At 67.7% G+C, this 12,571-nt stretch carries 13 protein-coding genes; 10 read left to right on the top strand and 3 right to left on the bottom strand.

What is annotated here, in order from left to right; translation table 11 throughout:
- Positions 1-1,539, top strand: a complete 1,539-nt coding sequence (locus AC1DN2_RS02860; RefSeq protein ID WP_476849128.1) for an amino acid permease — start codon at positions 1-3, stop codon at positions 1,537-1,539.
- Positions 1,536-3,233, top strand: coding sequence for a flavin monoamine oxidase family protein (locus AC1DN2_RS02855; protein ID WP_476849127.1), 1,698 nt, complete (start codon positions 1,536-1,538; stop codon positions 3,231-3,233). The genes AC1DN2_RS02860 and AC1DN2_RS02855 overlap by 4 nt, the downstream gene beginning before the upstream one ends.
- Positions 3,234-3,260: 27 nt before the next feature.
- Here AC1DN2_RS02855 and AC1DN2_RS02850 read toward each other — a convergent pair whose 3' ends face one another.
- The 3 genes from AC1DN2_RS02850 to purU form a co-directional block, all read right to left on the bottom strand.
- The gene (locus AC1DN2_RS02850; RefSeq protein WP_223914204.1) at positions 3,261-3,782 is read right to left on the bottom strand and encodes a gamma carbonic anhydrase family protein; all 522 of its coding nucleotides are present in this window, start codon (positions 3,780-3,782) and stop codon (positions 3,261-3,263) included.
- A gap of 91 nt (positions 3,783-3,873) precedes the next feature.
- Complete coding sequence (locus AC1DN2_RS02845) at positions 3,874-4,329, bottom strand: class I SAM-dependent methyltransferase (protein ID WP_476849126.1); 456 nt, start codon at positions 4,327-4,329, stop codon at positions 3,874-3,876.
- A 21-nt stretch (positions 4,330-4,350) separates the two neighbouring features.
- Entirely contained in the window at positions 4,351-5,211 is an 861-nt protein-coding gene (gene purU / locus AC1DN2_RS02840) for a formyltetrahydrofolate deformylase (protein WP_476849125.1), read from the bottom strand.
- Between the two features lie 313 nt (positions 5,212-5,524).
- Here purU and glyA point away from each other — a divergent pair, with 313 nt between their 5' ends.
- From glyA to AC1DN2_RS02800, 8 genes are all read left to right on the top strand, one after another.
- The gene (gene glyA, locus AC1DN2_RS02835; protein WP_028277328.1) at positions 5,525-6,823 is read left to right on the top strand and encodes a serine hydroxymethyltransferase; all 1,299 of its coding nucleotides are present in this window, start codon (positions 5,525-5,527) and stop codon (positions 6,821-6,823) included.
- A 3-nt stretch (positions 6,824-6,826) separates the two neighbouring features.
- Positions 6,827-7,747, top strand: a complete 921-nt coding sequence (locus AC1DN2_RS02830; RefSeq protein WP_230008086.1) for a bifunctional methylenetetrahydrofolate dehydrogenase/methenyltetrahydrofolate cyclohydrolase — start codon at positions 6,827-6,829, stop codon at positions 7,745-7,747.
- Between the two features lie 183 nt (positions 7,748-7,930).
- Positions 7,931-8,908: an ABC transporter ATP-binding protein gene (locus AC1DN2_RS02825; RefSeq protein ID WP_043436284.1), complete on the top strand. Its 978-nt coding sequence runs from the start codon at positions 7,931-7,933 to the stop codon at positions 8,906-8,908.
- Positions 8,909-8,918: 10 nt separating this feature from the next.
- On the top strand, positions 8,919-9,794 hold the full coding sequence (locus AC1DN2_RS02820) for an ABC transporter permease (protein WP_476849162.1): 876 nt from the start codon (positions 8,919-8,921) through the stop codon (positions 9,792-9,794).
- Positions 9,791-10,639, top strand: coding sequence for an ABC transporter permease (locus AC1DN2_RS02815; RefSeq protein ID WP_476849124.1), 849 nt, complete (start codon positions 9,791-9,793; stop codon positions 10,637-10,639). The genes AC1DN2_RS02820 and AC1DN2_RS02815 overlap by 4 nt, the downstream gene beginning before the upstream one ends.
- A 24-nt stretch (positions 10,640-10,663) precedes the next feature.
- A complete protein-coding gene (locus AC1DN2_RS02810; protein WP_476849123.1) occupies positions 10,664-10,999 on the top strand; it encodes a VOC family protein in 336 nt (111 codons plus the stop codon).
- A 146-nt stretch (positions 11,000-11,145) separates the two neighbouring features.
- Entirely contained in the window at positions 11,146-11,715 is a 570-nt protein-coding gene (locus tag AC1DN2_RS02805; protein WP_476849122.1) for a hypothetical protein, read from the top strand.
- Positions 11,716-11,725: 10 nt separating this feature from the next.
- Complete coding sequence (locus AC1DN2_RS02800) at positions 11,726-12,559, top strand: exodeoxyribonuclease III (protein WP_476849121.1); 834 nt, start codon at positions 11,726-11,728, stop codon at positions 12,557-12,559.
- Positions 12,560-12,571: the final 12 nt, after the last annotated feature.

The raw sequence follows: 12,571 nt of genomic DNA, 5'->3' as shown, positions 1-12,571 counted from the left end.
ATGACTGTGCCAACTCTGATCGGCGAACGCCCGCCGGCGGAAGCCGGCCGTCCCGGGCTCACCGCCCAGCTCCTGCGCCGCAAGCCGATCGGACAGCTGGTCCGCGAGGCCGAGACCGGACACGGCGGCACGCGGCTGGTCCGCAGCTTCGGTGTCCTGCAGCTGACCATGATCAGCGTCGGCGCCACCCTGGGCACCGGCATCCTGGTCATCCTGGGCCAATCGGTGCCGCTCGCCGGCCCGGCCATCTGGATCTCCTTCGCCATCGCCGGCTTCGCCGCCCTGCTCTCCGCCGTGTCCTACGCGGAGATGGCCGGCCTGGTCCCTGCCGCCGGTTCCAGCTACTCCTACACCTATGCCACCATGGGCGAGGGCATGGCCTGGATCTGCGGCTGGTGCCTGGTGCTCGAATACGCCGTCTCGGTGGCCGCCGTCGCGGTCGGTGCGGGCCAGTACGTCAACGAGGCCCTGGCGGTCTTCGGCCTGGAACTCCCGGACGCCATCTCGCAACCGCCGGGAGCCGGCGGCGTGCTGAACGTGCCCGCAATCGTGATTGTCGCCCTGGCCACCGTGCTGTTGGTCCGCGGCGCCAAGGAGAGCGCCTGGATCAACACGGCGATCGTCCTGGTCAAGGTCGGCATCCTGCTGTTCTTCTGCGCCGTGGCCTTCACCGCCTTCAACGGCGGACACTTCGAACCCCTCATGCCGATGGGCGCCGCCGGCGTCTCCGCCGCAGCCTCCCGGGTCTTCTTCTCCTACATCGGCTTCGATGCCGCCTCCACGGCCGGCGAGGAGGCCCGGAATCCCAAGCGCGACCTCCCGCGGGCCATCCTGCTCTCCATGCTGATCGTCACCAGCATCTATGTGCTTGTGGCCGTCGCCGCCATCGGCGCGCGCCCCTGGGGCTGGTTCGACGGCACCGAGGCGGCCCTCGTGAAGATCCTTGAGGAAATCACCGGCCAGCCGTGGGTTGGCGTGGTGTTCGCCGTCGGCGCCGTGCTCGCCATCGCCAGCATCGTGCTGACCGTGCTTTACGGGCAGACCCGGATCCTGCTTTCGATGTCGCGCGACGGCCTGGTGCCCAAGGTCTTCGGCCGGATCTCGGCCCGGACCGGCACGCCGGCTGCCGGAACCCTGATCGTGGGCACCGCCGTCGCACTGACCGCCGGCCTGGTGCCGCTCGGTGCCCTCGCGGACGCGACCAGCATCGGTACCCTGTTCGCCTTCGCCCTGGTGAACGTGGCAGTCATCTACCTGCGGCGGACCCGGCCCGAACTCACTCGCAGCTTCCGCGTCCCGCTCTTTCCGCTGACACCGGTTCTCGGCGCCCTCATGTGCGCTTACCTCATGGCCAACCTCGGCGCCGAGACCTGGGCGGTGTTCGGGGCCTGGATGCTCGTTGGCTGTGCCGCCTACTTCGGCTACGGCCGGAAGAACTCCAGGGTGGCTGCGCTGAGCCACGAGGACTACCTTGACCTATCAAGCCGCCACCCTGACAACACCACCACACACCAGGAAATGAAGGCAGAGATCTCATGACCATCGCCACCGAACTTCCGGCTCCCCGGTCCGCTGCTGAATCGGGCGCGGTGCCCATCACCATGCTGAATCCGGACTTCCCGTTCAGCTACGACCACTACCTCGCCCACCCGGAGGGCCTGGGATCGGTGCCGCCCGAGCTGTACGGGACGGAGGTCGCCGTCGTCGGTGCCGGACTGTCCGGACTGGTGACCGCGTATGAGCTCATGAAGCTGGGCCTGCGGCCGGTTGTCTACGAGGCCGACAGGATCGGCGGCCGGCTGCGGACCGCCAGTTTCCCGTCCGCGCCGGGGATCGTGGCGGACCTTGGCGGAATGCGTTTCCCGGAATCCGGCAAGGCCTTCTACCACTACGTGGACCTGCTCGGGCTGCAGACCCGGGCCTTCCCCAATCCGCTGGCGCCGGCGACCTCCAGCACGGTGATCGAGCTCGCGGGCCAGAAATACTATGCCGAGACCGCCGCGGACCTGCCGCCGTTCTTCCGTGAGGTGGCGGACGCGTGGAAGGCTGCCGTGAACGACGGCGCCGCGTTCGCCGAGATGCAGGACGCCATCCGCGCCCGGGACACAGCCCGGATCAAGGACCTCTGGAACGCGCTGCTCCCGCAGTTGGACGAGCAGACGTTCTACGGCTTCATCGCCGGCAGCGACTCCTTCAAGGAAGCCGGATTCGCCCACCGCGAGGCCTTCGGGCAGGTGGGATTCGGCACCGGTGGCTGGGACACCGACTTCCCCAACTCGATCCTCGAAATCCTTCGCGTGGTCTACACCGACGCCGATGACCGGCACCGGCTCATCGACGGCGGCGCGCAGCGGCTCCCCGAGGCACTGTGGGAGCACGCGCCGTCGGGCATGGCCCACTGGCCGGACGGCACCTCGCTGGCCTCGCTGCACGCAGGCGCGCCGCGCGGCGCCGTGGACCGCATCGCCCGCGACGGCGGCGGCGACTTCCGGATCCGGGAACGCTGGGGTCGCGAATCCGCCTACCCGGCGGTGGTGACCACCTGCCAGTCATGGCTGCTCTCGACCAGGATCCACACGGACGAGGCCCTGTTCCCCGCCGAACTGTGGACGGCGATCGAGCGCTCCCACTACATGCAGTCCTCCAAGACCTTCGTCATGGTGGACCGGCCGTTCTGGAAGGACATCGACCCGGCCACCGGCCGCGAGGTCCTGTCCATGACGCTGACCGACCGGCTGAACCGTGCCACCTACCTGCTGGACAACGGCCCGGACCAGCCGGCCGTGATCCTGCTGTCCTACACCTGGAACGACGACGCGCTGAAGTGGCTCTCGCTCACCGCGGAGGAACGGGCGGAGCTCATGTTGCACTCGCTGCAGCAGATCTACCCCGGGGTGGATATCGCCAGCCACATCGTGGGCCAGCCGATCACGGTCTCCTGGGAGGCCGACCCGAACTTCATGGGCGCCTTCAAAGCCAACCTGCCGGGACACTACCGCTACCAGCAACGGCTCTTCACGCACTTCAAACAGGACGGGCTGCCGGCCGAACAGCGCGGGATCTTCCTCGCCGGAGACGACGTCTCCTTCACCGCCGGCTGGGCCGAGGGAGCCGTCACCACAGGGCTCAACGCCGTCTGGGGCGTGGTCAACCACCTCGGCGGCTCCACCCCCGCCGGGAATCCCGGACCGGGCGAGCTGCTCTCCGAGCTCGGGCCGATAGCCCTGGACTGAGCGGCGCCGGCCCCGGCGCCGGTTTCCTCAGGCGCTGTGAAGTTCGCGGTGCGCGCGTGCCAGTTCCTGATAGTGGGCGGCGTTGTGCTGGACACCGGCGAACTCCTCGTCGCTGAGCTCGCGCCGGACCTTGGCCGGAACTCCTGCCACCAGCGAGCGGGGCGGGATGACGGTGCCCTCCAGCACCACGGCACCGGCGGCGATGAGGGACCCGGCGCCGATCACGGCCCCGTTGAGGATGGTGGCGCTCATACCGATCAGGCAGTCGTCCTCAACGGTGCAGCCGTGGACCACGGCGCTGTGGCCGACGCTGACCCGCGCACCGACGGTGCAGGGGAAGCCGGGGTCGGCGTGCAGCACCACGTTGTCCTGCAGGTTGCTGCCGGCGCCGACGGTGATGGCGGCGGTATCGGCGCGGACGCTGACACCGTAGAAGGCGCTCGAGTTCTCGGCCAGGGTGGCGTTGCCGATCACGGACGCCGTGGGCGCGACGAAGGCGGAGTCATGGACGGCCGGAGTGGTACCGGCGAATGCGTAGAGGGGAGCCATGCCTCCAGCCTAGGACACCTGCCCGCCCAACTGACTCGCAGCAGGGGCCGTTATGAGCGCCCAAAACGGCCCCTGCTGCGAGTCAGTTGGGTCAGGCGGGGGAGCGGAGCACCGTGAACCCGTCGCCGTGGCCCTCTCCCTCGCCGTCGACCTCACCCTCGCCCTCGCCCTCGCTGCGCGGTTCGGGTGCGGGGAGTACGACGGCGATCGGCGCGCCCGGTTCCGCCACCCGCCCGAGTTCGCGGACGACGTCGTCCCACTGTTCCGCAGGCAGGCCCGCCAGGGCGTCCACCGCCCACACTGAGGCAAACGCGGCATCGGCGAACGGCAGGGAGACCGGTCCGGCCACGGAGGCTTCCAGCCCGTGGGATCGGGCGATGTGGATGTTCTCCTCGGACTGGTCGACACCGGTGAAATGGATGCCGGACTGCACAAAGTGCAGCCCGTCGGCGCCCGGGCCGCAATCCAGGCCCAGCACGCCGTGCCGGCCCTCGTTCTTCAACAGCGCCACAAACGATTCGAGCCGGTCCCTGCGGGAGGATTCCATAGCTCCAGTTAATGACCGCTTCTAGTTAAAGACAACCGTCCGGTTGCCGTCGAGCAGGACGCGGTGCTCGGCATGCCACTGCACGGCCTGGGCGAGGGTCCGGCCCTCCACATCGCGGCCCATCTGGACGAACTGCTCCGCGGTGCGCCGGTGGTCCACGCGGATGACTTCCTGCTCGATGATGGGCCCCTCATCCAGGGCCGCCGTGACGTAGTGCGCCGTGGCGCCGATGAGCTTCACGCCGCGGGCATGCGCCTGGTGGTAGGGCTTGGCACCCTTGAAGGAGGGCAGGAACGAGTGGTGGATGTTGATGGCCTTGCCCGTCAGCTCGGTGCAGAGCTCGTCCGAGATGATCTGCATGTACCGGGCCAGGACGGTGAGCTCGATGTCGTGTTCCTTCATCAGGACCCGGAGGGCGTCCTCCGCCTGGACTTTGGTGTCCGGGGTGACCGGGATGTGGTGGAACGGGATGCCGTAGAACTCCGCCAAACCCTCGAGGTCGCGGTGGTTGGACACGATGGCCGGAATGTCGATCGGCAGGGTTCCGGAGCGCTGCAGGAACAGCAGGTCGTTCAGGCAGTGGGCGGACGTGCTGGCCATCAGCAGGGTGCGGACCTTCCGGTCTGCCGGGTTGAGGCTCCACTGCATCCCGAAGGCCTGCGCCACGGGTTCCATCGCCGCCTGCAGCTCCGCCTGGGACGCCGCCGTCGTCGCCTCGACCCGCATGAAAAAGGTGCCCGTGCCCTGGCTGCCGTACTGCTGGGAATCTGTAATATTGCAGCCCGCCACCAGGAGGGCCCCGGCGACGGCGTGCACGATGCCCGGCCGGTCAGGGCAGGAGAGAGTCAGGATGTAGGAGGCAGTCAGGTTCTCATCAGTCACGAGGAACAGCCTACCTGCGCTTCAAGGGCAGTTTTGAAAGGGTTTTGGTAGTGTTAACCCGTCGCAACTGGCGTTGGATGGCTAACCATCAGGGAGCGGCACTCACGAAGACCACGGATCGTACGCCTGGGCCGAGGGTCATGTCTTACCGGTCGGCAGCATCACCGCTGCCGCACCGTTGCTGGTGCCCGTGCGGGGTGCCGGCCGCCGCTGTCGCGGCCCGCTGTCAAGGGGCCCGTAATCAAGGGGCGGTGCAACGGGCCAGCCGGTAGCCTGACCAATAGCCGTACCCGTTGCCAACCAGGAGTTCCTCGTGACTACTACCACCGCCACCTCAGCCGCCGTGAGCAACCAGCCGCTGGCCGAACTCGACCCTGAAATCGCCGCCGTCCTTGCCCAGGAACTTGGCCGCCAGCGCGGCACCCTGGAAATGATCGCTTCCGAGAACTTCGCCCCGCGCGCCGTGATGGAAGCCCAGGGCTCCGTCCTGACCAACAAGTACGCCGAGGGCTACCCGGGACGCCGCTACTACGGCGGATGTGAATACGTCGACGTCGCCGAGCAGCTCGCGATCGACCGCGTCAAGGACCTCTTCGGCGCCGAATATGCCAACGTGCAGCCGCACTCCGGCGCGCAGGCCAACGCCGCCGCGCTCGCCGCCATGATCACCCCGGGCGACAAGATCCTGGGCCTGTCCCTGGCCCACGGCGGGCACCTCACCCACGGCATGAAGCTGAACTTCTCCGGAAAGCTCTACAACGTCGCCGCCTACCAGGTCGAGGAAGATGACTTCCGGATCGACATGGACAAGCTGCGCGAGCAGGCCATCGCCGAAAAGCCCCAGGTGATCATCGCCGGCTGGTCCGCCTACCCGAGGCACCTCGATTTCGCGGCCTTCCGTTCGATCGCCGACGAGGTCGGCGCCCTGCTCTGGACCGACATGGCGCACTTCGCCGGCCTCGTCGCCGCCGGACTGCACCCGAGCCCGGTGCCGTACTCCGACGTCGTGACCTCCACCGTGCACAAGACGCTGTCCGGTCCCCGCTCCGGCGTGATCCTGGCCAAGCAGGAGTGGGCCAAGAAGCTTAACTCCGCCGTGTTCCCCGGCCAGCAGGGCGGCCCGCTCATGCACGTGATCGCGGCGAAGGCCGTGGCCTTCAAGATCGCCGGCACCGAGGAATTCAAGGAGCGCCAGGAGCGTGTGCTCGAAGGCGCCAAGATCATCGCCGAGCGCCTCGGCCAGGCCGACGTCGCCGGCGCGGGCGTCTCGGTCCTGACCGGCGGCACCGACGTGCACCTGGTCCTGGTGGACCTGCGCAACTCCCAGCTGGACGGCCAGCAGGCCGAGGACCTCCTGCACTCGATCGGCATCACCGTCAACCGCAACGCGGTGCCGTTCGACCCCCGCCCGCCGATGGTCACCTCCGGCCTGCGCATCGGCACACCGGCCCTGGCCACCCGCGGCTTCGGCGCCGAGGAATTCACCGAGGTGGCGGACATCATCGCCACGGCGCTGAAGTCCGGAGCTGCCACGGAGATCGAACCCCTGCAGGCCCGCGTGGACAAGCTCGCCGCCGATTTCCCGCTGTACCCGCAGCACGAGCAGTGGTAGGCCATGACTTCTTCGCACACCGCAAAAACGGCTGAAACTGCACGAATCCTTGACGGCAAGGCCACCGCCGCCGCCATCAAGGCCGAGCTGACCGAGCGCGTGGCCGTGCTCAAGGCCCAGGGCATCACGCCCGGGCTGGGCACCATCCTGGTGGGCTCCGATCCCGGCAGCACCTGGTACGTCGGCGGCAAGCACAAGGACTGCGCCGAGGTGGGCATTACCTCCATCCGCCGCGACCTGCCGGAAGAGACCAGCCAGGACGAACTCCTGGCCGTGGTCCGCGAGCTCAACGAGAACCCGGAATGCACCGGCTACATCGTCCAGCTGCCCCTGCCCAAACACATCGACCAGGACGTCATCCTGGAGGCCATGGATCCCGAGAAGGACGCCGACGGCCTGCACCCGATGAACCTGGGCCGGCTCGTGGCCAACGTCAGCGGACCCATGAAATCCCCGCTGCCGTGCACGCCCAAGGGCTGCGTGGAGCTGCTGACCCGGCACGGGATCGACCTGAACGGCAAACGCGTCCTCGTGGTGGGCCGCGGCGTCACCATCGGCCGTCCCGTGGGTCTGCTGCTGACCCGCAAGGACGTCAATGCCACGGTCATCCTGGCCCACACCGGAACGGTGGACCTGCCGGCAGAACTGCGGCAGGCCGACGTCGTGATTGCCGCCGCCGGGCAGCCGCACATGATCAAGGCCGGGGACCTCAAGCCCGGGGCGATCGTGCTCGACGTCGGTGTCAGCCGGGTCGATGACGGCAGCGGCAAGGCAGTGGTCACCGGCGACGTGGACCCCGCTGCGGCCGACGTCGCCGCCTGGCTCTCGCCGAACCCCGGGGGAGTGGGGCCCATGACCCGCGCCATGCTGCTCGCCAACGTGGTGGAAACCGCGGAACGCCAATGGGCAGAGAAAAACCGCTGAGCAGAGGAACGCCGCCCGGGGCCCGCCTAAGGCTCCCGCGGTGGTTGGGCCGGCTTTCGGCGGGCCCAACCACCGCAGGATTCCGCACGTTCTACCGCCTGCCGGCATAACGGAACGGATACGTCAGGAGTTTTTACGAAAAGACTCTTTCATAGTTTGCGGGGATCCACTACCGTAGTGCGGGTGTCCGAACTTGCCTCTAAAGAATCACGCGCGAGCAGCCCCTCCGACGCCGCTCTCCCATACGTCATCACCGCCGAGAACCTGACCAAGCGTTACGGCGACGTCACCGCCGTCGACGGCATCTCCTTCCGCGTTCCCGCCGGGGAAGCGTTCGGCCTGCTGGGCCCCAACGGCGCCGGCAAGTCCACCACGATGAAGATGATCGGCGGGGTCTCGCAACGCACCTCCGGCAGCCTGAATATCATGGGCCTGGACCCCGAACAGCACGGGCCGGAGGTCCGCGCCCACCTGGGCGTCGTGCCGCAGCAGGACAACCTGGACGAGGAACTGAAAGTCCGGGACAACCTGCTGGTCTACGGCCGCTATTTCGGCCTGCCCATGAGCTACCTCAAGCCCAAGGCCGACGAGCTGCTGGAATTCGCCCAGCTCACCGACAAGGCCAACTCCAAGGTCGACGCCCTCTCCGGCGGCATGAAGCGGCGCCTGACAATCGCCCGCTCGCTCATCAACGAGCCCCGGATCCTGCTGCTGGACGAGCCGACGACCGGCCTTGACCCGCAGGCGCGGCACATCCTCTGGGACCGGCTGTTCCGGCTCAAGGAACAGGGCGTCACCCTGATCCTCACCACGCACTACATGGACGAGGCCGAGCAGCTGTGCGACCGGCTGATTGTGGTGGACAAGGGCAGAATCATGGCCGAGGGATCGCCGGCCAGCCTGATCCGCGAATACTCCACCCGCGAGGTCCTGGAACTGCGCTTCGGCTCGGAACGCAACGCGAGCGTCGGCGCGGAGCTCGGCGGCATCGGCGAACGCGTGGAAACCCTGCCGGACCGGGTGCTCATCTACGCCCACGACGGCGAGGCCGCCCTGGAGCAGGTCACCGCCCGCGGCCTGCGTCCGGTCACCTCACTGGTCCGCCGCTCCTCACTCGAAGACGTCTTCCTGCGCCTGACCGGCAGGAGCCTCGTTGACTAAGAAAGAGCAGCTGGCTAAGCCAATTCAGGCAGCGGGCACGACGGCGGGCGCCGCGGCGGGGACGGCCCTGCGCGCGCACTCGCCGGAAGTCTCGGCCGCCCGTGCCCGCCGCTGGGGCGCGTTCTACTACGCCGAACAGGTCCTGCGGGTCATGAAGGGCTACGGCTGGACCATCGTGATGTACGGGGTGGGACAGCCGGTGGCCTACCTGTTCGCGATGGGCGTTGGCCTGGCCACCCTGGTCGAGGCCAACGGCGCCGGCGTCTTCGGCGGGGTCAGCTACCTGACGTACATCGCGCCGGCCCTGCTGATCTCGGCCGCCGTCATGACGGCCGCCAACGAGTTCACCTTCCCCGTGATGGACGGCTTCAAGTGGCGGCGCGTCTACTACGGCCCGCACGCCTCACCGCTGACTCCCGAGCAGATCGCCGGCGGCCAGATCATCGCCGTGACGGTGCGCTTCCTGCTGCAGTCGGCCATCTACTTCGCCGTCGTCGCGCTCTTCGGCGCCTCGCCCGGCGCCTGGGGCTGGGTGTCGATCCTCATCGCCACCCTCGCCGGCCTGTCCTTCGGCCTGCCGCTCATGGCCTACGCGGCCACCATCCAGCACGACAAGGGCCAGTTCGCCATGGTCATGCGGTTCATCGTCATGCCGTTGTTCCTGTTCTCCGGCACGTTCTTCCCGCTGGACACGCTCCCGCTCGCAGTCCGCTGGATCGGCTGGATCTCACCGATCTGGCACGGAACCGAGCTTGGCCGCGTGGTCAGCTACGGGTACGAGGAAGAGCCGTGGCTCACCGTCGTCCACGTCCTCTTCCTGCTGGGCCTGGCGGCTGCCGGCTGGATCCTGACCAAACGCCAGTTCGCCAAAAGGATGGCCTCATGAGCGTCCTGACCGGAAGTTTCAACACAGGGGACCACAGCGTCACCGAAGCCGCGCGCCGACGCCGCTACGGGCCCATCTACTCCCGCAACGTCCGCGCCGTCGTCGCCCGCGGGCTCATGGCCACCAAGAGCAGCAACTGGATGGTCATGGTCTCCGGGTTCTTCGAACCCGTGCTGTACCTGATCTCCATGGGCGTGGGCCTGGGCGCCATTGTCGGGTCGGTCCAGGGCCCGGGCGGGCAGGAAATCAGCTACGCCGCGTACATCGCGCCGGCGCTGCTGGCCGTGTCCGCCATGAACGGCGCCGTCTACGACTCCACGTGGAACGTCTTTTTCAAGATGAACTTCGCCAAGCTGTACCAGGGCATGCTCTACACCTCGCTGGGGCCGCTGGATGTCGCCATGGGCGAAATCTTCCTCGCCCTGCTGCGCGGGGCCATGTACGCGACCGGCTTCACGGCCGTCATGGGCCTGATGGGCCTCATCACCACGCCGTGGGCCATCCTGATGATCCCGGCCTCGGTGCTGATCGCCTTCGGCTTCGCGAGCTTCGGCATGGGGATCACGAGCTACATGAAGACGTTCCAGCAAATGGACTGGATCAACTTCGTCATGCTGCCCATGTTCCTCTTCAGTGCCACGTTCTACCCGCTCAGCGTCTACCCGCAGTCCATCCAGTGGCTGATCCAGGCCATGCCGCTGTGGCACGGCGTGGAACTGCTGCGCCAGATCAGCGTGGGGGTGTTCACCCCGGCCACCGCCGTGCATATCGGCTACTACCTCGTCATGATTGCCCTCGGCGTCCTGCTCACCACGAGCCGGCTGCGCAAACTGTTCCTCAAGTAGCCGTCCTTCCAAAAAGGAGACCCCATGATCGGAAAATGGCAGGCCCTCGTCATCGACTGCGAGGACCCGGACAAGCTCGCCGGCTTTTACCAGGAGCTGCTGGGGATGATCCGGGTGCAGGAGGACGAGGAATGGATTTCGATCGGCGACGCCGCCGAGCGGGTGGAACGGCTGGTCCGCCCGCGGTGGCCCGACGCCGAGCACCCGCAGCAGATGCACGTGGACGTGCTCGTCGGGGACCTCGACGCCGCCGAAGCCGAGGTGCTCCGGCTCGGCGCCACCAGCCTCGACGCCGGTACGGAAACGTTCCGGGTCTACACGGACCCCAGCGGCCACCCGTTCTGCCTGGTCCTGACCTAAACGCCGGTCCTGACCTAAACGCTGGTTCTGACCTAAAAGCTGGTCCTGACCTAAACGCTGGTCCTGACCCAGGCCGGGCGCCGGGGCGGCGTTCGCCCGGGGTGGAAGCGGAACGGGCGGCCGGCCCCGTTTGCGATAATGGGCTCATGCAATCTCTGGGTAGCTCCTCGTCCACGTCCAACGACACCACGGCCCGCGGCCGGTTCTCCATGTTCCGCATCAGCGGGCCGGGGCTGCTGGTCTTCATCATCGCGTTCGTGGTGGCCGTGATCTTCGCGGCCAACCAGAACGACGTCGTGGGCTGGATCGTGGCGATCATCGCCGGCTTCTGGCTGGCGCTGGCCTCCTTCGTCGTGTTCAGCATCCAGAAGGCCGCCAAGAAGGCCGGGGCCAGGCTGACCGAGGCCCAGAACGCGTTCAACGCCGCAGCGGGCCGGCCGCCGGCTGCGGGCAGCGCGGACCACGGCGGAACCCGCGTGGTGAGCGAAAGCCGCGCAGCGGACAGCGTCCGCGACATGAAGCTGGACCACTCCTTCAAGATCGTCCAGGTCCAGGTCCGGGTGGTCGAGCAGGAGCGGGCGAAGGGCGAGGCGGCGGACCGCGACACGATCAGCCGCGCCCTGGAGACCATCGAGATCACCGCCACCAACGCGCGGGACATGATCAAATCCCCGGGCGGCGATGACGCTCCCGTCAGCGGAACCATCATCGACTAGAGTGGATCGGGTGAGCTCGGCATTGAAGAAGGACCACCTTCGCATCGCGTCAGTCAACGTCAACGGCCTCCGTGCCGCCTACAAGAAGGGCATGGCGGAGTGGCTTGAGCCGCGCGAGGTGGACATCCTGTGCCTCCAGGAGGTCCGCGCGCCGGACGCGATCGTCGAGGAACTGCTCGGCGAGGGCTGGTACATTCTCCACGCCGAGGCCGAGGCCAAGGGCCGGGCCGGCGTTGCCATTGCCTCCCGGGAAGAGCCCCTGGCCACCCGGGTGGGGATCGGCGATGACTTCTTTGCCACGGCCGGACGCTGGGTCGAGGCGGACTACATCGTGCGGGACGCGGACGGGCAGGCCTCACAGCTGACCGTCGTGAGCGCCTACGTGCACTCGGGCGAGGCCGGCACTCCCAAGCAGGACGACAAATTCCGTTTCCTCGACGTCATGGTCCAGCGGCTGCCCGAACTCGCCAAGCACAGTGACCACGCGCTGGTGGTGGGCGACCTCAACGTCGGCCACACGGAGCTGGACATCAGGAACTGGAAGGGCAACGTCAAACGTGCCGGCTTCCTGCCGGAAGAGCGGGCCTATTTTGACCGTTTCTTCGGCGAGGAAATCGGCTGGAAGGATGTTCACAGGGGCCTGGCGGGTAACGTCGACGGCCCCTACACTTGGTGGTCGCAACGGGGCCAGGCCTTCGACAACGACACCGGCTGGCGCATCGATTACCACATGGCCACGCCCGCTCTCGCTGCTGCCGCAGTGTCAGCCGTTGTTGACCGGGCAGCGTCCTGGGACACACGCTTCTCCGACCACGCCCCGCTGGTAGTGGACTACCGGCTCTAGTCTTAAGGCTTC

This window comes from Arthrobacter sp. 01L42 (genome assembly GCF_056400005.1).
The sequence above is the reverse complement of the archived record's forward strand: the minus strand, read 5'-3'. Positions and strand labels throughout refer to the sequence as shown.

Coding starts and splice junctions, on each gene's coding strand:
- AC1DN2_RS02860 (WP_476849128.1), top strand. CDS start 1: ATGACTGTGCCAACTCTGATCGGCGAACGCCCGCCGGCGGAAGCCGGC.
- AC1DN2_RS02855 (WP_476849127.1), top strand. CDS start 1,536: ATGACCATCGCCACCGAACTTCCGGCTCCCCGGTCCGCTGCTGAATCG.
- AC1DN2_RS02850 (WP_223914204.1), bottom strand. CDS start 3,782: ATGGCTCCCCTCTACGCATTCGCCGGTACCACTCCGGCCGTCCATGAC.
- AC1DN2_RS02845 (WP_476849126.1), bottom strand. CDS start 4,329: ATGGAATCCTCCCGCAGGGACCGGCTCGAATCGTTTGTGGCGCTGTTG.
- AC1DN2_RS02830 (WP_230008086.1), top strand. CDS start 6,827: ATGACTTCTTCGCACACCGCAAAAACGGCTGAAACTGCACGAATCCTT.
- AC1DN2_RS02815 (WP_476849124.1), top strand. CDS start 9,791: ATGAGCGTCCTGACCGGAAGTTTCAACACAGGGGACCACAGCGTCACC.
- AC1DN2_RS02810 (WP_476849123.1), top strand. CDS start 10,664: ATGATCGGAAAATGGCAGGCCCTCGTCATCGACTGCGAGGACCCGGAC.
- AC1DN2_RS02805 (WP_476849122.1), top strand. CDS start 11,146: ATGCAATCTCTGGGTAGCTCCTCGTCCACGTCCAACGACACCACGGCC.